22 protein-coding genes are annotated in these 23,944 nt (G+C 69.3%); 11 read left to right on the forward strand and 11 right to left on the reverse strand.

Annotated elements, in window-relative coordinates:
• Positions 1-27 precede the first annotated feature (27 nt).
• A complete protein-coding gene (locus tag OZ671_RS01675) occupies positions 28-1,101 on the reverse strand; it encodes a zinc-binding dehydrogenase (RefSeq protein ID WP_268859108.1) in 1,074 nt (357 codons plus the stop codon).
• A 4-nt stretch (positions 1,102-1,105) separates the two neighbouring features.
• A complete protein-coding gene (locus OZ671_RS01680) occupies positions 1,106-1,465 on the reverse strand; it encodes a hypothetical protein (protein WP_268859109.1) in 360 nt (119 codons plus the stop codon).
• An 80-nt stretch (positions 1,466-1,545) separates the two neighbouring features.
• Here OZ671_RS01680 and OZ671_RS01685 point away from each other — a divergent pair, with 80 nt between their 5' ends.
• Positions 1,546-2,496: an AraC family transcriptional regulator gene (locus tag OZ671_RS01685; protein ID WP_268859110.1), complete on the forward strand. Its 951-nt coding sequence runs from the start codon at positions 1,546-1,548 to the stop codon at positions 2,494-2,496.
• Positions 2,497-2,610: 114 nt separating this feature from the next.
• Here OZ671_RS01685 and OZ671_RS01690 read toward each other — a convergent pair whose 3' ends face one another.
• From OZ671_RS01690 to OZ671_RS01705, 4 genes are all read right to left on the reverse strand, one after another.
• Positions 2,611-3,381 (reverse strand): alpha/beta hydrolase, encoded by a 771-nt coding sequence (locus OZ671_RS01690; RefSeq protein ID WP_268859111.1) that lies wholly within the window; start codon positions 3,379-3,381, stop codon positions 2,611-2,613.
• A gap of 99 nt (positions 3,382-3,480) precedes the next feature.
• Positions 3,481-4,401 carry an AraC family transcriptional regulator gene (locus tag OZ671_RS01695; protein ID WP_268859112.1) on the reverse strand — a complete coding sequence of 307 codons (921 nt, stop codon included), beginning with the start codon at positions 4,399-4,401 and terminating at the stop codon, positions 3,481-3,483.
• A gap of 100 nt (positions 4,402-4,501) precedes the next feature.
• On the reverse strand, positions 4,502-5,656 hold the full coding sequence (locus tag OZ671_RS01700; RefSeq protein ID WP_268859113.1) for a glycosyltransferase family 4 protein: 1,155 nt from the start codon (positions 5,654-5,656) through the stop codon (positions 4,502-4,504).
• Positions 5,653-6,621 (reverse strand): NAD-dependent epimerase/dehydratase family protein, encoded by a 969-nt coding sequence (locus tag OZ671_RS01705; RefSeq protein ID WP_268859114.1) that lies wholly within the window; start codon positions 6,619-6,621, stop codon positions 5,653-5,655. The genes OZ671_RS01700 and OZ671_RS01705 overlap by 4 nt, the downstream gene beginning before the upstream one ends.
• 84 nt (positions 6,622-6,705) lie before the next feature.
• On the opposite strand from OZ671_RS01705, the gene OZ671_RS01710 reads away from it, so the two are divergent.
• Positions 6,706-7,782, forward strand: a complete 1,077-nt coding sequence (locus tag OZ671_RS01710) for an inositol-3-phosphate synthase (RefSeq protein ID WP_268859115.1) — start codon at positions 6,706-6,708, stop codon at positions 7,780-7,782.
• A 48-nt stretch (positions 7,783-7,830) separates the two neighbouring features.
• Positions 7,831-8,547, forward strand: a complete 717-nt coding sequence (gene lptB / locus OZ671_RS01715) for an LPS export ABC transporter ATP-binding protein (RefSeq protein ID WP_268859116.1) — start codon at positions 7,831-7,833, stop codon at positions 8,545-8,547.
• Between the two features lie 175 nt (positions 8,548-8,722).
• Here lptB and OZ671_RS01720 read toward each other — a convergent pair whose 3' ends face one another.
• Entirely contained in the window at positions 8,723-9,232 is a 510-nt protein-coding gene (locus OZ671_RS01720) for a phosphatidylglycerophosphatase A family protein (RefSeq protein ID WP_268859117.1), read from the reverse strand.
• On the reverse strand, positions 9,229-10,389 hold the full coding sequence (locus tag OZ671_RS01725; protein ID WP_268859118.1) for a hypothetical protein: 1,161 nt from the start codon (positions 10,387-10,389) through the stop codon (positions 9,229-9,231). The genes OZ671_RS01720 and OZ671_RS01725 overlap by 4 nt, the downstream gene beginning before the upstream one ends.
• Before the next feature lie 131 nt (positions 10,390-10,520).
• On the opposite strand from OZ671_RS01725, the gene OZ671_RS01730 reads away from it, so the two are divergent.
• From OZ671_RS01730 to OZ671_RS01740, 3 genes are read left to right on the forward strand one after another with little or no spacing between them, the layout of a single operon-like run.
• Entirely contained in the window at positions 10,521-11,780 is a 1,260-nt protein-coding gene (locus tag OZ671_RS01730; RefSeq protein ID WP_268859119.1) for an LptF/LptG family permease, read from the forward strand.
• On the forward strand, positions 11,777-12,964 hold the full coding sequence (locus OZ671_RS01735; RefSeq protein WP_268859120.1) for an LptF/LptG family permease: 1,188 nt from the start codon (positions 11,777-11,779) through the stop codon (positions 12,962-12,964). The genes OZ671_RS01730 and OZ671_RS01735 overlap by 4 nt, the downstream gene beginning before the upstream one ends.
• A 9-nt stretch (positions 12,965-12,973) precedes the next feature.
• Entirely contained in the window at positions 12,974-13,735 is a 762-nt protein-coding gene (locus OZ671_RS01740; protein WP_268859121.1) for a glycosyltransferase family 32 protein, read from the forward strand.
• 120 nt (positions 13,736-13,855) lie between these two features.
• On the opposite strand, the gene OZ671_RS01745 is transcribed toward OZ671_RS01740, so the two are convergent.
• On the reverse strand, positions 13,856-14,467 hold the full coding sequence (locus OZ671_RS01745; protein WP_268859122.1) for a DUF4833 domain-containing protein: 612 nt from the start codon (positions 14,465-14,467) through the stop codon (positions 13,856-13,858).
• Positions 14,468-14,737: 270 nt separating this feature from the next.
• On the opposite strand from OZ671_RS01745, the gene OZ671_RS01750 reads away from it, so the two are divergent.
• From OZ671_RS01750 to OZ671_RS01770, 5 genes are all read left to right on the forward strand, one after another.
• Positions 14,738-15,016, forward strand: coding sequence for an acyl carrier protein (locus tag OZ671_RS01750; RefSeq protein WP_103167859.1), 279 nt, complete (start codon positions 14,738-14,740; stop codon positions 15,014-15,016).
• Position 15,017: 1 nt separating this feature from the next.
• Positions 15,018-16,229, forward strand: coding sequence for a beta-ketoacyl-[acyl-carrier-protein] synthase family protein (locus OZ671_RS01755; protein ID WP_268859123.1), 1,212 nt, complete (start codon positions 15,018-15,020; stop codon positions 16,227-16,229).
• Positions 16,226-16,603 carry a hypothetical protein gene (locus OZ671_RS01760; RefSeq protein WP_268859124.1) on the forward strand — a complete coding sequence of 126 codons (378 nt, stop codon included), beginning with the start codon at positions 16,226-16,228 and terminating at the stop codon, positions 16,601-16,603. Before OZ671_RS01755 ends, OZ671_RS01760 begins: the two co-directional genes overlap by 4 nt.
• On the forward strand, positions 16,600-17,013 hold the full coding sequence (locus OZ671_RS01765; RefSeq protein WP_268859125.1) for a MaoC family dehydratase: 414 nt from the start codon (positions 16,600-16,602) through the stop codon (positions 17,011-17,013). Before OZ671_RS01760 ends, OZ671_RS01765 begins: the two co-directional genes overlap by 4 nt.
• Before the next feature lie 122 nt (positions 17,014-17,135).
• Positions 17,136-18,224, forward strand: coding sequence for a fatty acid desaturase family protein (locus OZ671_RS01770; protein ID WP_268859297.1), 1,089 nt, complete (start codon positions 17,136-17,138; stop codon positions 18,222-18,224).
• Between the two features lie 22 nt (positions 18,225-18,246).
• Here OZ671_RS01770 and OZ671_RS01775 read toward each other — a convergent pair whose 3' ends face one another.
• Both OZ671_RS01775 and OZ671_RS01780 read right to left on the reverse strand, forming a co-directional pair.
• Positions 18,247-19,143: an HNH endonuclease gene (locus OZ671_RS01775; RefSeq protein ID WP_268859126.1), complete on the reverse strand. Its 897-nt coding sequence runs from the start codon at positions 19,141-19,143 to the stop codon at positions 18,247-18,249.
• Positions 19,144-19,374: 231 nt separating this feature from the next.
• Positions 19,375-23,739 (reverse strand): autotransporter domain-containing protein, encoded by a 4,365-nt coding sequence (locus OZ671_RS01780; RefSeq protein WP_268859127.1) that lies wholly within the window; start codon positions 23,737-23,739, stop codon positions 19,375-19,377.
• Positions 23,740-23,944 lie beyond the last annotated feature (205 nt).

Raw genomic sequence — 23,944 nt, forward strand, 5'->3', positions numbered from 1 at the left:
CGCGGGATGCGGCCTGTTCCGCCTTGGTCAGCCCGGCCCGGTTACGACCACCAGGTCGAAGCTTCCCGCGCGGCCGGCGGCCGCCATTGCGCGTTCGAGGTCGGCAAGAGCGAAGACCTGGGGCCTGATCGGGCCGAGATCGAGCAGGCCGGAACGCACCAGCGCCAGCAGCGGCAGATAGGCATCCTGAGCGTGCATGAAGTTTCCGATGATCTCCCAATTGTTGAACATGACCTGGAGATAATCGAGCGGCACCGGGACGGCGCTGCTGCCCATCAGCACGAGACGGCCGCCGCGGTGCAGCGCGCCCAGCGCCGCAAGCGTGGAGTTCGGGTCGCTCGCATGGCCCACCATGTCGAAGGCAAGATGCGCGCCGCCGCCCGCGGCAGTCCGGAGCGCGGCCGCGTCCCTCGCCACCGTGCCGCACAGGGCGACCGGCCGGACGCGCGGACCGGCGACCCTGGCAAGCTCGCTCAGCATGTCGGCATTGCGCCCGGCGGCCACGACCCGCGCAGCCCCCATGGCCAGCGCCACCATCACGCCGGCCGTGCCATACGCTCCGGTTGCGCCGTTGACGACGACCGTTTCGCCGGCCGCCAGTCGTCCGCGCACGAGCCCGCCATAAGGCACGACGCAGCGCGTGACGGCGGTCAGCCGCGGCAGGTCGTGATCGTCGAGCCCTTCGATGGGCGTCACGGCCTGTGCCGGGAACAATGCGTATTCGGCGAGTGTGCCGTCCTTCCAGGACTGCTGCAGCCGGTCGCCGAAGGCATCGGGCGACGTGACGCCGATCAGGATCTGCCCCGGTTCCGATACGTTCTCCCGAGCGACCAGATGGGATGAAGCGACGACGCGCAGGCCGGGGCGCACGTGCCAGACATCGGCGCCGACCGCTTCGACGATGCCGATGGCATTGCCACCGGGAACGAAATGCTCCGGCGCGCGATAGGCCCTGAGCGCCCCGTCGACATAGGGCTTGAGGTAGGACATCAGGGACTGCGTCTCCACGCGCAGGAGAACGCTTCCTGGACGGACCTGCGGAACCGGCACGTCGACGAAAGCGAGCGTGCCGCCGAGGCGATCGAGCTTCCACGCCTTCATGGTGTCACCCCGCCTCGAAATATTCGACGACAAGACCGTCGGGATGGCGCGCGGTCAGGTTGCGCCCGCCGGTCACGGCCCGGGGCTTGTGAATGATCTCGATCTTGTGCCGATCGAGCCAGACGGCAAATTCATCGAGCTTGTCGAGATAGAAGATCGCCCCGACATGCCGCACGGCGTCGATCTGCGCGCTGGTCCCGGCCAGGATCAGAAACCGGCCGACCTTTGCGACCGACATGCCGTTTTCGGCGATGATGAGCCGCCTTTCGCAGACGACGCCCTGAAGCCCCTCATAAAATTGGATCACCGCGTCGAACTGTTCGGTCTCCGCATAGACCCGGAAAGCTTGCTGCAGAATGCGCATGGCGTCCTCCATTCCGATCGATATCGCGCATTCTTGCCTCCCGATGCCGTACGCACCATAATTGAATAGCCATGAAACCTATGAGATCGTCCGAAACTGCGCTCCACGATCCGCTGGCGGATGTGCTATCGCTTCTGCAGGTCCAGAGTTTTCTGTCGCGCCGCCTGGAGGCGTCCGGCTCCTGGGCGCTCCGCTTTCCCGACTACCGGCACATGAAGTTCGGCGGGATCATCGAGGGCATTCGCTGGCTCTGGATCGAGGGCGTCACCGCACCGCTCAGGCTCGCCGCTGGCGACTTCTATCTCCTGAGCCACGGCGGTCCCTATTGTTTCGCCAGCGACCCAGCCGCGACGCCGATGGACGGCCTCGCTTTCATGGAAGAACATCTGCAGCCGGACGGCGTCGTCCGCTTCGATGGCGGCGAGGGCCGTACCGTCGGCACCGGAGGCCGCTTCACCTTCGACGACGAAACGAGCGGGCTGCTGCTGACGTCGCTGCCGCCGCTGGTTCATATCCCCGGGCACCTGCCCCAGGCTCGCGCCCTGCGCGCGACGCTCGACCTCATCACCTACGAAACCGAAACTGTGCGGCTCGGAGGGGCCGCGATCGGAGCTGGCCTGTGCTCCATCGTGCTCGTGAACATCCTGCGCGCCTACCTTGCCGGCGACGGGCGGCCGCAGGGCTGGCTCGGCGCGCTCACCGACCGGCAGATCGGCACGGCGCTGCAGCTCATGCACGATGACGTCGCGCGGCGCTGGACGGTGGCTGATCTCGCCAGCGCGGCGGGCATGTCGCGGACGTCCTTCGCCGAGCGGTTCAAGGGCCTCGTCGGCCTCGCTCCGCTCGAATATCTCACGCGCTGGCGCATGACGATCGCGCGCAACGCCCTCCGGAGCGAGAACACGAACCTTGCCGCCATCGCCGCGGCCATCGGCTACGAGTCCGACACGGCCTTCAGCCTGGCCTTCAAGCGCATGTTCGGCAGCAGCCCGGGCCGCTATCGGGCGGAACGCGCCGGCGTGGCGGCCTGATCGGGCACGGCCTACCTGTCCGCGCGCCGCTCCCCGGTCGGCGCGGAACGAAAGGTTGACGTCGCCCCCCTTCGCACCTCCCGCGCGGAAGAGGGGCGAAGCCGGCAAGTTATCCTAGCTGCGCACCCGCCCGGCGCCCTTCGCCGCGGCGGCGATCGCGGCGGCCACCGCCTGCGGCTGCGAGACATAGATGGCGTGGCTGCCCCTCGCCTCCGAGACGGTCGCGCCGCAGCGGCCGGCCATCTGGCGCTGGGCCTCGGGCGGAATCATCCGGTCTTCGGTGGCGACGAGATACCAGGACGGCTTCGTCTTCCAGGCCGGGGCCGTCACCTTGCCGTCGAGGGCCGCGACGCCCCAGGGAACCTGCGACCGGGCCATGAACGCGGCGAGGTTTGGGGCGACGTCGGCAGCGAACGAGGCGGCAAATTTCGCCTGGTCCAGGAACAGGAAACCGTCGACCGGCGGCAGGATCGGCGGCACCGGCGCGCCCGGCGCCGGATCGGCGATCAGGCTCGCCACCGATTCGCCAGCATCCGGCGCGAAGGCGGCGATATAGACGACCGCCGCCACTTTCGGATCGGTGCCGGCCTCGGAGACGACGACGCCGCCATAGGAATGGCCGACCAGGACGACCTGGCCCGGCGCGGCCGCAATGGCGCGCCTGGTGACGGCGACGTCATCGGCGAGCGACGTGGTCGGATTCTGGACGATCGTCACGTCGTAGCCGTCGCTGCGCAGGATGTCGTAGACCCCCTGCCATCCCGAACCGTCCACGAAACCGCCATGCACCAGCACGACGGACGTGGCATTGGCGGCCTCGCCCCTGGCGGCGGCGCCCACGCCGACGGCCGAAGCCGCGGCAAGCAAAGTCAGCACAGTCGACATCCACGTTCCCCTTGTCTGAAGGTTGACGCAGGGATGCTAGGAAGGCGGCAGCGCGCGATCCTGTACGAAACGGCCACATCTTGGACGATCGGGCCAGAACTATCCGGACCGGCTGCGCCGCCACTTGCCGGGCGAGGCGCCGACGGCGCGGACGAACGCCCTGGTGAAATGGCTCTGGTCGGCAAAGCCGCAGGCGAGCGCAATATCACCCAGCGGAACGACAGAGCGCTGCAGAAGCTGCTTCGCCCGGTCGATCCGCCGGCCTTGCAGCCATTGATGCGGCGCCATCCCCGTCGATTGACGAAAAGCCCGCGTGAAGTGCCGCTTTGAAAGGCCACAGGCGCTCGCCAGCACCTCCAGGGTCAGGTCGCCGTCGATATTGGCATCGATCAGGTCCTTGGCCCGGCGCTCCTGCCAGGGCGCAAGCCCGCCTCCCCAGAGCCGCGGCAGCTGGGCGACATTGCCATAGCCGCAGGCAAGGTGGATCGACAGGGCCAGGGCCACATGGTCGACGAACAGCCCGGACGTCTCGCCCGGCCTTGCGAGCGCCGGTCGCATCGCCAGCAGCAGATCGCGCGCGACCGGGTCGCGAATGGTGCCGCCGACGGTGTGGCGAAGCTCCTGGATATGCCTTGGAACATCGCCCTCCTCGCCCAGGGCCAGCAGCGCCTTGTGCGGCATGTAGAAATTCACGGCGTGGAATGGATCCCGCAGGTCGGAGGCGAGATTCATCCGCAGGTCGAAGATCGCCACCGTTCCGGCGTCGAAATCGCGCGGCTCGATCGACTTGCCGTCGGCGTAGAGATCGAAATCGACGGACCGCTCGAGCTGCAGTGCGAACAGGAAGGCATTTTCGCGCACGGCGCCGGTAATGCCGGCGTTGCGGCGCTGGCAGTCGAGCTCGAGAAACTCCATGCCCGTGCCGCGGGCCGCGCGCGCCCTCAGGACCGGCGCGTCCGGCAGGCCGACCGCCACCGCCACGGGATTTCGCGCCGACAGGGCCTGGGCCGAACGGGACATGCGCCGAGCCTATCCGTTTCCACGTGCAACAGCGGCAGAATGAACCATGGGTTGTCAAGCCTCGATGAGGGCAGCGGCGTGACGCCGGCCCGGACCAGGCTCACTCTCCAGCGGCTGCGATCGCGGCCCGGTATTCGGCGAGATAACGCGGTCCGACATGCGTCCAATCGACCCCTTCGGGCCTGACCGCCGCCGCCGCGGCAAGCCTGCCGCGCAGCGCCGGATCGAGGACGAGGCGCCGCAGCGCATCGGCAAGCTGGCTGTCGTCCTCGGCAAGCAGGGCGTCCTTGCCGTCATCGAGAAAATCGCGCGCGCCCGAGGCCTTCAGCGTGATGACCGGCAGGCCGGCGGCGCGCGCCTCCAGCGCGGCAATGCCGAAGGCCTCCAGGCGCGATGCCAGCGCAAAGACGTCCGAACCATGCAGGAGATCGCGGATCTCGGGGCGCGGACGGCTGCCGGCAAAGCGGATCCGGTCGGCCAGCCCGCGCGCCGCCACCAGCTTTTCGAGCCCCGCCCGTTCGCCGCCGTCGCCGACAATGGTCAGCCGGGCGGCCTGCGACGGCAAACCCTCGAGCGCCGCGGCGAAGGCCAGCACGAGGGCCCGGGGGCGCTTGCGTTTTTCGAGCCGCATGACCGAGACGAACTCCACCGGGCGGCCTGCCGCCCCGTCCCTTGCGGACCCGGCGGGCCTGCGCCACCAGTCGAGGTCGATGCCGTTCGGAATGACCGCGACGGGACGGCCGCCGGTCAGCGGCCGCATGGCCTCGGCCGTCACCGAGGAGACGCCGACATAACGCACCGGCCAGCGGGAATAGCCGAACGCGCGGTCGAGCAGCTTCAGCGGCAGGTCGTAATAGCGCAGGACCGAATGGAAGGTCGCAACCGCCGGCAGCCGCCGCCGGGCGGCAATATGGAGCGCGGCATGCGCGACCGGGGTGATGATGCCGCAATGGGCGTGGATCACGTCGTAGCCACTGGCGCCGATGGCTTCCCCGAGCGCCTGGAACGGCCTCGGCGTCACGGCAATGCCGCCGCCCGGCAGGCGCGGACCGGGCAGGCGCAGAACCTTGATGCCGTCGACGTCGGCCGGGCCGTCGACGCCGGCAATCACCTCGACCTCATGGCCCTCGGCACGCAGTTCCAGCGCGAGATCGCGCATCTGCAGCTCGATCCCGCCGAGCCGTGGCAGGAACCAGTCGCTGACGAAGGCGATCTTCAGCCGGCCGGCCGGTGCGGGGAAGAGGGAGTCGGTCATGCATAGCCCTGTCGGACATACCAGGCCCAGGCCTCGGCGAAGGCGATGGCCGCCGGCCGGGGCCGGTAGCCGAGCTCGCGCATCGCCCTGGCACTGGAACAGTGATGCGGCAGGCAGGCGATGGCCGCGCTGGTTCCGTTGAAATCGAGCTCCCGGCCGGCCAGCAGGCCAGCGAGATCGCCGGCGGCGCCCGCCGCGCGCACCAGCCAGACCGGCACCTCCGCCACCCGTCGCGGCCGGCCGGCGGCCTCCCGGATCTGCCGGAAGGCCTGCGCATAGGTCAAGGCTTCGCCGCCAAGCACGTAGCGGCCGCCGGCCGGCGCCTCCAGGGCGGCCGCGATGACGGCATCGGCCACATCGCCGGCATGACAGAAGTCGTTGCCACCCGGCGGCGCGGGCACGAGGGGCGCCCGCGCAACCTGCAGGATCAGCCGGCCCGAGGACGGTTTCCAGTCCCACGCGCCGACCAGGAAGCCGGGATGGACGATGACAGCGTCCAGACCGCGCGCGGCCTCGGCCATCACGGCGGCCTCGGCTTCGCGCTTGGAGGTCGCATAGGCGCTTTCGACCGGCCCCGGCGCCAGCATGGTCTCATCGCCCGGTGCCTCGCGGCTGCCCCAGGTCAGCGTATCGACGCTCGATACGAACAGGAACCGCACCCCGGCCGCGCGGCAGGCCGCCGCAAGCCTTGCCGTCGGCGTGACATTGTCGGCCCTGTAGGCGGCAAGGTCGCGCCGGCCGATGGCGACGCGCGCGCCCGCATGGATGACCGCGCGGGCACCCGCGACGAGACCTTCCAGCGCATCGGCATTTAGATCGGCCCGGATCACCGGCCCGCCGAGGCCCTCGAGCGGGCGCTGCGGGCTCGTCGGCCGCAACAGCGCTGTGGCCGCGATGCCACGGCCTTGCGCCTGACGCAGCACGGTATTGCCCAGAAGGCCGGTCGCGCCGGTGACGATCAGCACGCGGTGGCTTTTAATGACAGGACAATGAAGTATAAGAATGCCGCGCGGTCGGCAGTCTTCGGCCAGAGCGCCTGGAGATTATTCGTGTCACGAGCCGTCATTCGGGTTGCCATCGTTGGCGTCGGCAATTGCGCTTCATCCTTCGTTCAAGGCCTGAATTTTTACAAGGACGCCAAGCCGGACGAGGCGATTCCCGGCCTCATGAACGTCGAGGTCGGTCCCTACCATATCCGCGACATCGAGGTCGTCGCCGCCTTCGATATCGACGGCCGCAAGGTCGGCCACGACCTGAGCGAAGCCATTTTCGCTGCGCCCAACAACACCTACAAGTTCGCGCGCGTGCCCGAGACCGGCGTCATCGTGCAGCGCGGCCCGACGCTCGACGGCATCGGCAAGCACCTGGTCGAGGTCGTGCACGAATCGACCGAGGCGCCAGTCGACGTCGCCGCCGCGCTGAAGGCGGCCCGTGCCGACGTGATCATTTCCTATCTGCCCGTCGGTTCGCAGAAGGCGAGCGAGTTCTATGCCGAGCAGGCCCTCGCCGCCGGCTGCGGCCTGATCAACTGCGTGCCGGTCTTCATCGCCTCCGACCCGGCCTGGGCCAAGCGGTTCGCGGAAAAGAGCCTGCCGATCGTCGGCGACGACATCAAGAGCCAGGTCGGCGCCACCATCCTGCACCGGGTGCTTGCCCGCCTCTACGAGGACCGCGGGGTGAAGATCGAACGCACCTATCAGCTCAATTTCGGCGGCAATACGGACTTCCTGAACATGCTCGAACGCGAGCGGCTGAAGTCGAAGAAGATTTCCAAGACCCAGGCCGTCAACAGCCAGATCGACGTGCCGCTGGCCTCCGACCGCATCCATATCGGCCCGAGCGATTTCGTGCCGTTCCTCGACGATCGCAAGATCGCCTATATCCGGCTCGAAGGCACCGGTTTCGGCGGCGTTCCGCTGAATGCCGAAGTCAAGCTGGAAGTCTGGGACTCGCCCAATTCGGCCGGCGTCGTCATCGATGCCGTGCGCTGCGCCAAGATCGCCCTCGACCGCGGCGTCGGCGGCCCGGTGATCGGCCCGTCCAGCTATTTCATGAAGTCGCCGCCGCAGCAGTTCACCGACCCCGAGGCGCGGGATCTCACGGTCTCGTTCATCGCAGGGGCCTGACCGGGCCGGGGCATCGCCATGATGCCCGCGCGCCCTGAAAGGTAGCCCATGCTCGTCGCCCGCCGGATCGCCAAGGCCCATGGCGGCCGCCCGGTCGTGCTGGGGGTGGATCTTGCCTTGCGGCGCGGTGAAGTGGTTGGCCTGCTCGGCCCCAACGGGGCGGGCAAAACCACCACTTTCGGCATGATCGCCGGCCTTCTCGTGCCCGATTCGGGCCTGGTGACGCTCGACGGCGTCGATATTACCGGCTTCCCGCTGTTCACCCGCGCCCGGCTCGGCCTCGGCTATCTGCCGCAGGAGCCGTCGATCTTCCGCGGCAGCAGCGTCGACGACAATATCCTGATCGTGCTCGAATCGCTGATGCCCGATGCCGCCGCCCGCGAGCAACGGCTCGGCACGCTGATCGCCGAATTCGGGCTGGACCATGTCCGGCGCTCGCGCGCGGGATCGCTGTCGGGCGGCGAAAGGCGGCGGCTCGAAATCGCCCGGACCCTGGCGAGCGATCCCTCGTTCATCCTGCTCGACGAACCCTTCGCCGGCGTCGATCCGATCGCGGTGACGGAAATGCGCCTCGTGGTGCGCCGGCTGACGACGCGCGGCATCGGCGTGCTGATCACCGACCACAATGTGCGGGAGACGCTCGGCCTCGTCGACCGCGCCTATATCATCGACGGCGGCCGCATCCTGGCCGCCGGCCCGGTCGACCGGATCGTCGGCGACCAGCGGGTGCAGGACGCCTATCTCGGCGCCGGTTTCGAGCTGTAGCCGGTGGCGGCGCCGGCCATCCACGTTTCGTTCACCAAATCCTGCGATTGTCAGCACCGTGTAATGCGTGAGGTTGCCGACATGACGACCTTTGTGGAAGGCACCAGCCTTGGTGTAGCGTTCGCCTGTGCCCTGCTCGCGGCACGTGTGCTCATCGGCCTCGTCTGAGGCCGGCTCAGGCCAGCCAGCCGAAACGGGCCAGGACGTGAAGGCCGGCGAGCGCATAGAGCGCCGCCAACCCGTCATCCAGCATGATGCCGAGACCTCCTTCGACATGATCGTCGGCCCAGCCGATCGGCCAGGGCTTGGCGATGTCGAACAGGCGGAAGGCGGCAAAGCCCGCGACAGCCGCCACGAGGCCCGGCGGTCCGAACGCGACGACAGCGGCCATGGCCCAGGTCTCGTCGAAGACGATCGCCTGGTGGTCGTGGACGCCGGCGGCCCTGGCGGTCGCACCGCAGGCCCAGATGCCGATCAGGCCGAAGAGCACGACGAGCGCCAGCGCGGCGAGCGGGCCGGCGGCGGCAAGGCCGAAGCCCAGGGGAAGGCCGACCAGCGCGCCGACCGTGCCGGGCGCCTTGGGCACGAGCCCCGCCCCGCCGGAGAGCGCGATCCAATGGGCGGGGGCCGCCGCAAGGAACGCCCGGTCGAGCCGCCGCAAGGGGGCCGCAGCCTCGCCTTTCATGGCGCGGCCCCGGCCGGCGCCTCGGCGTCACCGCCCGCCGGGCCGGCATCGCCGTAGAGGCGGTAGCGCTTGTACACCGTGCCGCCGATGCGCTCGATGATCCGGCGCATGCGGGTGTTGTCGTCGAGGATCCAGCTCATTTCGAGCGAGCCGGGATTGCGGTTCTGCGAGAACAGCTGGGCGATCGCCGCCATCGGCAGCCGCGCGCCGAAGGTCGTATCGCGCAGATCCGAGCGCACGCCGAGCAGGGTGAACCGGTAGCTGTCGAAACGGTGGGTCAGGAGGCGGTAGGCTGCCCGCGCCCAGTTGAACGGCAGGAGGCGGCCGTCCAGGCCGCGGAACAGCTCGTAGGCGTTCGGCAGGCCGAAGGCGAAGGCGGACACCTTGCCATCGACCTCGATGAAGGTGGCGTGATTGGCCCTCAGGATCGGCCGCGACACCTTGAGCAGGGTGGCAAGCTCCGGCGCGGCGAGCGGCACGAAACCCCAATTGTCGTTCCAGGACGCGTTGAACAGCTCCGTCATCAGCTCCGCCTCGCGGTCCAGCGCCGTCAGGTCGAGCATGCGCGTGGTCATCTGTCCCTGGCCGGAGGCCTTGGCGACCGTCATGCCGCGCCATTTCGCGGCATGGTCGAGATCGATCACATAGGCGAGCAGGTCCTTGACCGGAACGAGGCCGGCGGCCTCGACATGGGCGCCGAGATAGGGCGGATGCCACGGCATCAGGATCATGGCGCCATGCTCCTGCCCCTCGACCTGCAGACCCGCCTCCTCGTTGATCGAGAAGGTATAGGGTCCCTGCAGGATCCGCCGGCCGCGACGGGCGTGCCAATCGCGTGCCGTCGCGATCAATGCGGCCACCACCGCCCCGTCGTCGACCGCCTCCAGGCAGCCGAAATGGCCGATATGGGCCCGCTCCGGCGGTGTCAGCCGATCATATTGCGCCGAAATGCGGCCGAGCGGCCGACCGGCCGCGTCGAGCGCCAGCCAGAAGGCCGCCTCGCCATGGCCGAAGAAGGGCGCCCGCTTGGGGTCGAGCAGCTGCATCCGCTCGAAATCCAGGGGCGGCTCGAAGCCGGCGAGGCCGGAATAGAGATGCCGCGGGACCTGGACGAAGCGCTTCAGATCTTTTCGCGTCGCAACTTCGACGATCCGCACCCGGTTCTCCCCGTTCCGCAAGGCCTGCCCGCCCGTGCGCCGGGCCCGCCGCATGCTGTCTATCGCTTTGTCGGCTGACAGGCCATGGCGGCAATGGTGCAATCCGCGTGCAAAGGGATTAGATCAGGCACATGCGGCCGCGCCAGGATATCGTCGGAGAGACCGCCGCCCCGCGCGGCCCCGCCTGGCGTGATGCATGGACGCCGCGCGGCGCGGACCGGTCGCACCGCTTCCCGCGCCAGCAGGCGCGGCGCATCGCCCGCGACGTCGCCCTGCAGGTCGGCCTGGTCCTTTTGCTGATCGAGTGCATTTTCGTTTCCGAAAAGCTCATATCCGGCCTTCTGGAAGAGGTCCTGAAGATCCAGGCGCCACTGTCCAAGACGCTGGTCATGATGGCCGCGCTGCTTCCGGAAGTGTTCGAGCTGGCGCTGCCGACCGCAGTCCTGATCGCCGTCTACCGCGTGGCGCTCGCCATGCGCGAGGATCGCGAATTTCTGATGCTGTCGAGCCTCGGCATTCCCCCGCACGGACTGATTCGGCTGGTGCTCGGGCTCGGGCTCGGCGCGCAGCTCGCCACTGTCTTCATCGGCGGCTTCATCGATCCCCTGTCGCGCTATGCCTTCCGGCTCGTCATGTTTACCGCCCAATACGACGCGCTCGCCGGCAATACGGTGAGCGCCAACCGGCTGTTCGAGACGCGGGTGGGCACCGTGGTGGTGACGCCGCGGGCCGGCGGCGAAGGCCGGCCGCGCCTGTTCGTGCGCCAGGAGGACGGGCCGGGCCGCGAGCGGGTGGTCGTGGCCAACGGCGCCAGCCTGACCGGACCGAGCGAAACCGGCCGGGTCTCGCTGCATCTCTACGACTTCTCGGTCGACGAATTCGCCTCCGCAGGGGCGGAGGCGCCGCGCACCGGCCGACCGCCGACCGCACCGGTCTCCTCGCTGCGCGGCAGCTCCACCCAGCAGACGCTGGTCATCAACGACGTCGTCCCATTCGACCCGCGCAGCCGCAACGTCGCCGAGCTGACGACCGGCGAATTGCTGTTCTCGGCCGGGACCAATGACGGCCACCGGCTGGAGCTCGGCAAGCGGATCGGCCGCAGCCTGCTCTGTCTGCTCGCGCCGCTGATCGCCATCCTCGCGCTGTCCTTCACCACCCGCTTCAACCAGGCCTTCGTGCTGCCGCTCGCCTGCGCCGGGCTGATGGCGACGGAGATTGTCGGCACGGTCGCACTCGGCGGCCTTGCCGCGCCGGGCGGCCCGCTCGGCGGCAGTGTCCTTGCCATGCTCGCCTTCCTGGCCGTCATGGCCGCCCTGCTCGCCTATGCCATGACCCGTTTCGCCGCCATGCGCTCCTCCGCGATCGCCCGGCCGGGGCTCAACCGCTCGTGACCGGTGCCTTCGCCCGCCTGACCTCCAAGCCGACCGGCCGGCGCTTCGGCCTGGTGCCGCTCGGCACGTTCACGCGGACCATCGCGCTCGCCCATGCCCGCCACCTCGCCACCGTCATCACCGCCCTGCTGATCGTCGCGCTGACGCTGGACGTTGCGCCGCGCGCCGACCGGATCCTCGCCAGCGCGCCGGACCAGGGCCTCTTCGGTCTCGTCAGGCACCTCGTGGCCTATATCGCCCTGCGTCTTGCCGATCTTACCGGCACCCTGCTGCCGCTCGGTTCGTTTCTCGGCCTGTTCTGGTCCGAGGTCACCCTGACGCAGACGCGCGAACGCGTGGTGATCTGGAACGGCGGCCGCTCGCCTTTGCAGGCCCTGGTGCCGCTGGCGCTCGTCGGCGTGGTCTGCGGGCTCGTGCAGGTGGCCTCGATCGGCCTGTTCCGGCCGCTCGCCGTCGCCTACCAGATCGAGCACGGCATCGGCGAATATGGCCGCCGTTTCGACCGCAGCCTCAAGGCCGAGCCGCGCTGGATCACGCTCGACAACCAGATGGTGCGGGCGAGGCTCGACTACCGGCAGAGCCGGCTGGTCGAGCCGGAGGTCTTCGAGGTCTCGCCCGACGGCCGGCTGGTGGCGCGTATCGCCGCCCGCGGCGCCGTCGCGGCGGGCAACGGGATCTGGACGTTCAGCGACGGCAGCCGCTGGACGGCGCCGCGGCCGGGCGGGCCGGCGCCGGCCGGCGCGGACGACGCCCGCTGGTTCGATACGGAAGCCGTGGCGCTGCCGCTCGACCCGCTCTGGCTCGCCAATCATGGCATCGACGCGCGCTATCTGCCCCAGGCGACGCTCGCCGCGCTGGCGAGCCGCGGCGACAGCGTCCCCGATGCCGCCAGCTATTCGACCTGGTGGCACGTGCGCGTCGCCCAAATTCTGCTGCCGTTCGGCATGATGGTGCTGGCCTCCGCCCTGGCGATGACGCTGGTGCCCCACCGCCTCGCCTTCGGCGCCCTGATGACCATCGGACTGACCGGCTACTTCCTGCATGTCGCCACCAATATTTTCGTCTGGATCGGGGAATATGGCCGTTTCCCCGCCGTTTTCGCCGCCTGGGGCATGCCGCTTGCCATGATCGCCGCCGCCTTCGTCCTGCTCGTCCGGCTCGAACGGGCCGGCCGTTCGTCCTGAACGGCCGGCATGATCCCGGCGATCCTCCACCAGACCTGGGAAACCCTCGACCCGCCGGCGCGTTTCAAGGCGTTCCGGGACGGCATCCGGCGCGTCAATCCCGGCCTCGACATGCGGCTCTACGACGAGGCCGGACGCCGCGCGCTCATCGAGCGGCACTGGCCCGAGGCGCTCAGGACCTACGACCGGCTGCCCTTCGGCGTCGCCAAGGCCGACCTGTTCCGCCTGATCGCGGTCCATGGCGAAGGCGGCTTCTACGCCGATCTCGACATGGAATGTATCCGGCCGATCGAGCCGTTCCGCCACACGACGCAGGCCGTGTTCTCGATCGAAACCGAAGTGACGCCGCAGCGCCAGCTGGAGCTCGGCTATGCCCGGCCGTTCCAGATCGCCAATTGCATGTTCGGCGCGCCGGCGGGGCATCCGTTCATTGCCGAGCTCGTTTCAGCCACGCTGCGGCGACTGGCGGCAGCCCCGCTCAGGCGGGCCGATGCCATCGAGGACATGACCGGCCCCCGCGCGCTGACGCGCCACTTCTACTGGCGCAGGCCTGGCAACGTCGCCGTTCTCGCCCAGGTGCACTGGCTGCCGCCCGATCTCTATGCAGCGATCCCGGCTCTCGCGCGGCACATCCATTTCCGCCACCACTGCGCGGGCAGCTGGAAGGACGGGAACGGCCGGCCGCTGCCGCTCATCCGGCGCTGGATCGAGCGCAACCTCCTGCCAAATCCCTACCCACGTGGCCTCTGGCACGATTTCGGCTGGCGCTGAATGGCGAATGGCGAATGGCGAATGGCGAATGGCAAATAAGCAGGCAAGAAGCGTCGAGGGATAGCAAGCACCTCGCCGTGTCATTTCCCTTCCCGGTTCGCCATTCGCCACTCGCCCTCGCTACATATCCAGTCGGATTCGCTCGCGGATCGCCTCGCCCGTCGCGAGATCGTAGCCGAATACGTCGACGTAGTGGATTTTCGGGATGAAGCCGACATCGTCGGCCTGCGCATAGGCGTAGACGACACGCACCGTGCGATCGCCGACCCTCAGCAGCGCGCGCGGCTGGCCGCGCTCGTCCAGATCGACGATCGCCTCGCGGGCGCGGTAGCCGGCGACGCGCGCCGCATAGCGGCCTTCGCCGATGCGCCGCGACGACACGCCGAAGGCGAAGACCCGTTCGAAGAAATTGAGCTGGCGCTTCTGGCCCTCCTCGTCGAACCGGCGCCAGAACGCTTCCACCGGGCGGTCCGGATCGAGCTTGCCGTCCGGACCGAGCCGTGCGGCATAGACGATCAGGCTGCGGTTGATGGAATGCTGCACGTAGAACAGGAGGTGCGGATCGGTCGCCACCGGCAGATCGGGCCGTGCCACCATCAGGCGACGGCTGACCGTGACCTCCGAGCCGCGCGCGACGATCGGCGGCAGGCTCTGCGGCTGAGCCGAGGCGCGACCGGCGAAACCGAGGGTCGCGGCCGCGACGGCTGGCAGGAAGGAGCGACGGTTCACCATGATGTCGGGCTGGATCCGTGATAGATGGGGCAATATCGCATAGACATGGGCAATCATCCTGTGCAACAGGCAAACACGGCGTAGATAGGGCGCCAGGAACCGTATAGGAACGACGGACGGTATAGGAACGCGTGACGGAGCCGGCGGGGGCCCGGAGACTTGCCAGGCATGCGCCTGCCCCATGGACAGCTTTGTTGCAGGCCCTTGGCTTGCGGGCGCCGAGCGCATAGCTTGCGCCACTTGATCCTCAATTCCAAAGAAGGCTGATGAATGAGCGATATTGCGACCCGCTTTGGAGAGGATGAGCTGACGCTGCAACTCGTTGAAGTCATTGCGAAAGAGGGGATGGTCGACCTGACCGACGTCGGTCCCGAGACGACCCTTGAATCGCTCAATATCGCCAGCGTCGACTACATGATGATTCTGGCGGCGGTCGAAGAGAAATTCTCGGTCTACGTGCCGATGGACGAGAGCCTGGCGCAGGTGAAGGATGTCGGCGGGCTGCTGGCCGTTCTCAAAGAGCGCATTCTCGCCGAAAAGCAGGCCTGACGTGCCCGGCAGACCAGTCGTCATCACCGGCATCGGCGCCATCTCGGTCGCCGGCCTCGGAGCCGAGGCCCTCTGGCTCGCCGCCTCCCAGGGCATTTCGGGCGCCCGCCCGGTCAGGCTTACCCGCGACGTCAACAATTCCGTCAAGGTTGCGGCGCAGATTCCCGAGCTCAACCTCCCCGAAATCTTCCCCGACAAGAAGACCGGATTCTACGACCGCTGCACCGCCTTCGCCCTGATGGCCGCGGACGAGGCGGTGCGCGATGCCGGGCTCGCCGACGCCATGCCCTTCGGCAATCGCAGCTCGGTGATCGTCGGCACCGGGGTCGCCGGCATCGGCTCCATCGAGGACGGCACGCTGACCCTGGCGGCCGGCAAGCGCCCGGATCCGCTCACCGTGCCGCGGGCCATGACCAGCGCCGCCGCCTCGCAGGTCGGCATGGCCTATGGCTGCACCGGCACCACCTTCGTCATTTCCAGCGCCTGCGCCTCCTCGTCCCAGGCGCTCGGCATGGCGCTCATGATGGTGCGGGCCGGGCTGACCGACAGGGTCATCGTGGCCGGCACCGAGGCCATCGTGACGCCGGGCGGGTTCAAGGCCTGGGAGGCCATGCGCGTCCTGTCGCCCGATCTCTGCAGGCCCTTCTCCAAGGGGCGCAACGGCCTGCTGCTCGGCGAAGCGGGCGCGGCCCTGATCGTCGAGGCGGAGGACACGGCCTTGGCGCGCGGCGCGCGCATCCGCGCGCGGCTTCTCGGCTACGGCACGACGAGCGATGCCAAGGACATTCTGCGGCCGGATCTCGACGGCGCCGCCGATGCGATGGCCGCCGCGCTCGACGACGCGGGCGTCGCACCCGGCGCCATCGACTATGTCAACGCCCACGGCACCGGCACGGTGCTGAACGACACCACCGAGAGCGAGGCGATTCGCCGGGTCTTCGGCAATCACGCCGCCGACCTGCCGGTCAGCTCGACCAAGCCCGTGCACGGCCATACGCTGGGCGCGGCCGGCGCCGTGGAGGTGGTGATCACGGTGCGCGCGCTCGAGGAGGGACGGATCCCGCCGACGATCAATTTCGCCGCGGCCGACCCCCATTGCGCGATCGACTGCGTGCCGAATGTCGGCCGAGACAAGCCGATCGGCCTCGCCCTGAGCAATTCCTTCGCCTTCGGCGGCATCAATGCCGCGCTGGTGATCGGGCGCGCGGCGTGAGCCCGATCGGCCGCAAGGCCTCGCTGCGCCTCGCCGTCACCGCGGCCGCCGGCGATGCCAAGGCCTATGCGCTGGCCGTCGGCGCCGAACCCAGCGCCGGCCGGTTGCCGTCGACCTATCCGATCCGCTGGCTGACGGACGCCGCCGTGGTCGCGCTCATGCGCGATCTCGGTGCCGACAAGCCGGGCGCCCTGCCGGTGCACGAAATGCAGACCGTGGAGCCTGTCGCCCCGCTGCCGCTCGATACGCCGCTGACGCTCGCCGTCGAGGCGCACCGCAGCGACGCCATCCATGTCGACCTCAAGGCGGAGGTGGCACAGGCGGACGGCCGGGTGCTTGCCCGCCTGCACACCCTGCTGCGGCTCCTGCCATGACGCTCGGCGGCTTCACGACCGGCGACCAGTTCGCGCCGCGGCGCTTCGGGCCGATCGATCTCGCCTGGGTGCGCCGCTACGCCACGGCTTCGGGCGACGACAATCCGATCCATGTCGATGCCGGCGCGGCCCGGGCCATCGGCTTGGCCGGACCGGTCGTGCAGGGCATGCTGCTGATGGGTCTCACCGACACGGCGCTCGCCGGCTGGCTGCCGGGCGCGCAATGCGACAAGCTGTCGACCCGCTTCGCGCTGCCGGTCGCGGTCGGCGAGACGCTGTCGATCGCGGCCCGCGTCGTGCGCGCCGACACGTCCGAGGACCGCCCGCGCCTGACGCTGCGCATCTTCCTGCGCAATGGCGGCGACAAGGTCGTGGCCCTCGCCGAGGCGATCGTCTCCGATCCCGCTTGAGGCAAGCGCTCGCCCCTGGACCTTCCGGGGCCAGCGGTGGCGCGTTGTCGCGGCGCGCCGGCTTCGGTATCGTGCCGCCCGCCCGATCCGGGCCGTGCATCCGGAGTGACGCCTTGACCGTCATGAACCCGCCATCCGTCGAAACCAGGTCCGCCGCGAAGAGCGAAAGCGCTCAGCTGCTGAAGGCCGCGCACCGGCTGACCGCCGATCTCATGCAGCCGCGACCGCTCGTCTACTGGGCCGATCTCCTGGCCAGCACCGTCATCGGCTACGGCAGTGTCGCCGCCGCCGTCGCCGCCGGCCTGCCGGTGCCGGTGCGTGTCCTCGCCGGCATCGTCGCCGTGCTGGCGCTCTACCGGGCGATCCTGTTCATTCACGAGCTGACCCATGTCCGGCTGTCGACCCTGCCCGGCTTCTGGACCGGCTGGAACCTGCTGGTCGGCATTCCCCTGCTGGTGCCCTCCTTCTTCTATGAAGGCGTGCACACATTGCACCATGCCAAGACCCATTACGGCACGATCCGCGATCCCGAATATCTGCCGCTCGCCCATGACCGGCCGCTCAGCCTCGTCGCCTTCACCGTCGCCTCGCTCACCTTCCCGCTCCTGCTGATCGCGCGTTCGCTGGTCCTGGTGCCGCTCGCAGCGGTCATTCCGCCGCTTCGCCGCCTGATGGTCGAGCGCCTGTCCGCGCTCGTCATCAATCCGGCCTTCCGGCGGCCGGAACTGACCCCGACGCTGGCTCGCCGCTGGCTGGTGCTGGATGCGGCGGCCAGCCTCTATGCCTGGACGGTGGCGGCATTGGTTCTGACCGGGGCGATCTCCTGGAGCTCCGCGCTGATCGTGCTCGCCATTGCCGCCGGCATCGCCCTCATCAACCAGTTCCGCACGCTGTTCGCCCACCACTGGGAGAACGAAGGCGAAGAAATGGACGCGGTCGAGCAGCTCATGGACACGGTCAACGTGCCGCCGCCCGCCATGCTGCCCATGCTCTGGGCGCCGGTCGGTCTGCGCTATCACGGGCTGCACCATTTCCTGCCCGGCCTGCCCTATCACAGCCTGGGCGAAGCCCATCGGCGCCTGGTCTCGGCCCTGCCCGCCGACAACGCCTATCACCTGACCAACAGCACTGGCGCTGGCGCCGTGCTCGCCCGGCTGCTCGCCCATCAGGCGCGGGTGGCCGAGGAGAAACGGGTACGGAAGACGGGTTGAGAGCGGCGGGCGGCGCCCCTGCCTACTGCTTGAAGCAGTTTTCCCGGTGCCAGTTGAGAAAGTGCGGGTGCGGCCGATCGGCGGCGCGTTGCGGCAGCCGCGCGCGGCCGCTCCTGTTGATGATCGACCTGACGCTGTCGACATCGTTGACCTTCCGGGAAATCAGGATGTCCAGGTCGTCGCTGAGGCTGATCAGCCCGCGGTCGAACATCCAATGGACGGTTCCCGACAGGGCGATGCCGTTCTGAATCGCGTCCGGCCCCCGTGCCCCCACGGGGCGGATATGGGCGGCCTGAACCTCGGCGCGCCCGCCGCCATTGATCAGCTTCAGGCCCGTGATGGCGCAGCGCTCGTCATAGGCCCGCAGGACCACCTTGCGAAAAATCGCGTTCCGGACATAGCGCGACGTCAGCGCCTTCATGCGATCCTGCTCGTCACCCCATTGAAAAGGAATCTGGTCCTCCGCGAAGCCGGCAGCCTCCCCCGCCGGATCGTTTCGCGGCAGCATGTCCTCGCGATCGAAACCGAGGTCGCGAATGCGGTTGAAATCGTCGCTCGACAACGGCCTGACCGCGGCCTGAGCCCGGCCCGAGGGAACGCCGCGCTCGTTCAGCATGCCCCGCTCGACATAGACGCCGTTGGTCCTGAACGGAACGGAGGTCGGAAATTCCATGTAGCTGCCGGGCTCGATCAGGGCGACGAACATGCCGTCCGCCGTCGGATCGGGAACCACGCCCTCCACCTTGGCCATGGCAAAATAGCCGCGCGTGCCTGGCACCTTGGTGGGCTCGAGATAGATGATCCAGTCGCCGATGCATTGCCGCACCCGGCCGAAATATTGACGCGGGAACTGGTATCGTTCGGAGGGGCTGTCGTCGTAGATCGAATCCGTGCGGTGCATGAAGATTGCCGATCCCATCAGGCACCTATCGCAGACTTTCCACCGGACCGATCGGGGCGCCGCGTTCCGCAGAATCGCCCGCTTCTTTTCAAGACATCTTGGGGCCGTGTCCGACCGACCTCAATGCCCGATCCTGGCATCCGGTCCTTCGCGCGGGATGGCCGCGAGCGCGGCGAGCGCGGCATCGAGCCGGCCGGTCGCAGCGGCCGGCCGGGCATGGCCCGCGACAATGCGGGCGGACCTGCCCTCTCACCATTGGTAGCGGAGCGTCCCGCGGCCGGCATAGCTGGAGCCACGGCCTGAGAAGCTGCCTTCGAAGGTCGCGGCGGCCGACCAGCCGCTCGTCCATTTGAGCTCGGCGCCGGCCGAGGTCAGCAGCGCATTCGGCGCCTCGCGCGCGCCCTGCACGACGAAGCCGGAGGCCGGCAGGCTCGTGAACGCGGCGCCGACGACGGCGTTCGGGTTGACATTGTGGGCCCAGGCGAGCCGGCCGCGCAGGGTGAGCTCGGCCTCGCCGATCCGGAGCGCCTTGTCGGCCCTGAGGCCAAGCTCGGCGCGCCAGGCGGTCGCCGAGCGTCCGGCATAGTCAAGCGCGAACAGGCCGGAGCCCGAGGTCACCTGCTCGCGATAACCAGGCACCGAGAGGCTGACGACCTCGCCGGCGGCATAGGGCGTCAGCCCGGCAAAGCCGGTCGCGACGCGATAGCCGGCCTCGATCCGGCCGGAGACGGCGTTGGCGGTGAAGCGGCCGGTGAGCCGGTCGCCCATGAAGCGCCGCTCGGTGGTCACGTCCTGCCAGCCATGGGCGAGCGCCGCCGCGACATAGGCCGCGCCGATCTGGTGGCGGCCGTAGAGACCGATCTGGAACACGTCGGAGGAGCCGCCGCCGAGCCCCTGGCCAAGCCGGTAGCTGGTGCCGGCCGCACCCAGCGCGAAGCCGATCGTCGTATCCGGCGAGAGGCGATAGTCGGCACCGAAAGCGCTGCCATAGATGCTGGTCGAGGTGCCGTGCGAACCGATCGCCGCATGGCCGCCGAGCGCCTGCACGCCGCCATAGCCGGAGGCCCAGGCGCTCCAGCGCGTGGGCTCGGCGACGATGACGCCGCGCGGCCCCCGCGCGAGGTCGGCCATCTCGGTCGCGCTCGCATGGCGGCCGTTGGAATAGGGATCGGTCATCAGGCCGAGGAAGCGGCTCATCACGCCGATGGTCGCGGCTTGAATGCCGGTCGCGGCCTCGCCGGAAGCACCGGACAGGCCCGTCGGCGTCAGCGCACCGAAGACGAGCGGAATGCCGCCGGCCGTGTTGAACGAGTTCACCAGGGCGCGTGCGACATGGGCCTGATTGACGGTCAGGCCCGTGCCGAAGCGCGGCGGAGTGGGACCGCCCGGGTCCGGGCCGCCGGGGTCGGGGCCGCCGGGGTTCGGGCCACCCGGATTGGGGCCGCCGGGGTTGGGGCCGCCCGGATCGGGCCCTCCCGGCACGTAGTTCAGCGTCAGGTCGAGATGGACGCTGGTGGCGTCCTGCTTCAGCGCGACGGTAAAATTGGCCGGCAGGTTGGTGTTGACCGGGCCGGCGAAGGCACCGCTGATCGTGCCGGCGGTGAGGATCGTATAGCGCTTGGTGACATAGGTGCCCGGCGCGTAAGAGGCCGCCACCGTCGCGCCGCCGAGCGTCGCCGTGCCCGATACGTTCACCCGGTCGGAACCGAGCGGCGAGACCTCGACGGCATAGGTCGAACCGGCCGCGAAGGTCAGTCCCCCCTGGACGGTCAGCGCGCCGATCGAATTGCCGGGCGCCAGCGTGCCGCCGGCATGGATGACCGTCTCGCCGACCGTGCCGATGCCACCGAGCGTGCCGCCGGCATTGACCGTGACCAGGGGCGAGGCGACGATCGAGCCGTTGACGCTCAGCGTGCCGCCGTCGACCGTCGTCGTTCCGGTATAGCTGTTGGTGCCGGAAAAGATCTGATGGCCGGCACCGGTCTTCACCACCGAGACCCGGCCGCCACCGTCGGAATCGAAGATCGTGCCGGCGAAATCGGCCGTGCCGCTGGGCATGGCCAGTGTCAGCGTGCGGTCGTCCGCGCCCATGGCGATGACCCGTCCGGTCGCCGCACCCGACAGGGAGCGCAGGGTCACCGCCAGCGCATAGGTCGTGTTCAACAGCCCGTCGACGACATGGTCGGAATTCGCCGAGAACGCATCCAGCGCCAGACCCCAGAGCTGGCCGGTCGCCGTGACATGGGTCTTGGCATGATAGCTGTTCGCCGCCCGCAGCAAGACGCCATGCATCGCACTGCCATTGCCGGCAATGGTCAGCGTGCCCCCGCCATCGACATCCGATATGGCTGTGTCGACCGAGATCCAGCCCGAACCTGCGTCGAGCGTGCCGCCACGCGCGGTGACGACCAGACCGTTCGCGAGGGTAAGAGTGCCAATGGCCTCGCCATTGCGCAGGGTGCCGCCATCGAGCGTGACGAGCCCGCCGCCGAGCGCCGCGCCGGCCTGGAAGTGCAGCACGCCGCCGCTGATCGTCGTCCCTCCGGAATAGGTATTGGAGCCCGACAGCACAACCGTCGCCGCACCGGTCTTGATCAGGCTGCCGGCGCCGGTGATGGCTCCGGCGATCGTTGCATCGTTGTCCGCCTGGTGCAGGGTGAGCGACGCTCCGCCCGCAATGTCGATGCCACCGACGAGGCTGCCTGTCAGTCCCAGGGTCAGACGGCTCGCGCCGCCGGTGAGAGCGATCGCGAGCGCACGCGTCCCAGTCTGGCCACTGAGCCCGCCGGAAATGGTGCCGGTATTGACGATCGTCAGCGCGCTGCCGGTGATGCCGGCGCCGCCCGGGCCGTCGAAGGGCAAAGGGCCGTTCAGGGTGAAGGTGCCATTGCCGCCGAGGATCACCCCCCGATTGGTGATGGTCGTGCCGTCGGCCTGAATGCCGGCCCCGCCCACGCCCGTTGCCACCGGTCGGCCTGATGACGGCGCGCCGTTGCCGCCGGTGATGCGCCCTTCGTTGTCGATGCTGCCGCCGGTCGCCTGAACGCCCGCGCCGCCGCTTACGGTACCTCCCCCGACAAAGGACGGCAGACCGCCAGTTCCGCCGGTTATTTCGCCGTCCCTGGTGTTGGTGATGGCAGCGCCGTCGGACCGAATGCCGACGCCGCCGCCGCCGGCCATACCCAGGTTGGTATCGCCACCAGTCCCTCCGAAGATCCTGGCGCTGTTCTCGATGATGCCGCCGGTGGCGATCACGCCAGCGCCGCCCCGTCCCCCAACCCCTCTGTCACTATTCCCGCCGGCGCCGCCTTGCAGCAAGCCCGAATTTTCGACCTTGCCGCCCGACTGGAGAACAACAGCCGCAGCGCCATGTCCACCGCGATTGGCGTCGCTGCCGACCCCGGCCGCCCCCCCTTTGATGTCGCCCGCATTGACGAGCCTGCCGGCGGCGCGGAACAGGATACCGGCGCCGCCTTCGCCACCAGTGCCGGCTCCGCCCCCGCCAGATCCACCGAGAATCTGGGCGCCGAGGCTGTTGGTGACCTCGCTGATGCCCGCAAGGGCATGGCCACTGCCCACTTCGACGCCGCTGCCGCCCACGCCGCCGGCGTAGCCGCTTCCCGCTGCCGAGCCTCCACTTCCCCCGCCGATCACGAGCTGATTGATGAGCACGCTGCGCGCGCCATCGCGCAGGATCACGCCAGCGCCGCCGCCGGCACCAGGACCGGCGGCAACCGCGCCGGCCCAACCGCCGACGATCCCGCTCGTATTGGTGATGGTGCTGCCCCACGCCTCGAGGCCGGCGCCGCCGCTTCCCGCCGCGCCTGACGTCGTCGCGTCTCCACCCTTGCCTCCCGCTATCAACTGCTCATTGACGATCGTTCCGCCATTGGCCAGAACCCCCGCGCCGCCGCGCCCGGCGGTGCCGGCGCCGCCCACCGTCCCGCCAGCGCCTCCCGCGACAATCCCACCGACATTGGTCAGGCTGCCGCCATCGCGAAGAAAGAGGCCCGCGCCGCCATCGGCAGCCCCGGTTGCCGTCGAACCGCCGCCGCGGCCACCCGTGACCCCACTGCCGGCCACGGTGATCTTGCCGCCGTCAAGCACCAGAAGGCCCGTGCCGCCGCCGCCGGAACCATGGCTGGGCCAGCCCGGCACGATCGCAGCCGCGCCGATTCCGCCATCACCACCGGTGATGGTCCAGTCGTTGGTATCGACCTCGCCGCCACCCCGCAGCACAAGCCCGGCGCCGCCGCCGCCGCCGCCATTGCCCGTACCGGCCGAGCCAGTGCTGCCGTCATAACCTCGCGTCAGGATCGCGGCCCCGCTGATCACGCCGCCGGCTGCCCCACCGCGACCGTCGGAGAAGGCGGGATCATAGCCCCCGCCATGACCGCCTGCCTCATCGGTGCCGGCAGAACCAGCTGGAGCGCCGCGGCCCGGCAGCCCGAAACCGCCACCGCCGCCGCCGCCGCGGCCGCCGCTCCAGCCGTCGGAGCCGCTGCCGCCGCCGTGCTCGATCTGCTGGCCCAGCGCTGGCGCCGGCGCCGTCAGCGCAGCGCTCGCCAGCATGAGCGCGACCAGGGAAGCGCGGGACAACAGATGTTTTGGCATGCCTTGGCTCCGGCGCTCGTCCACGGATCGCGCGCCGGATGCAGATTCTGCGGGCCGCAACCGCCGGAAGGGTACCGCCAGGCGCCTCCTCTCAAAATACGGCACCTGTCGTATTTCGGTGCGAGGGCCGCGCGGCGGCTGGCCGCGATCCGGAGGTTCGCTTCGGTCCCGACCGCGTCGTGAGAATTGGAAAAGCCCCGCATGG

Origin of the sequence: Phreatobacter sp. AB_2022a (assembly GCF_026847585.1) — a bacterium.
GTDB lineage: Bacteria > Pseudomonadota > Alphaproteobacteria > Rhizobiales > Phreatobacteraceae > Phreatobacter.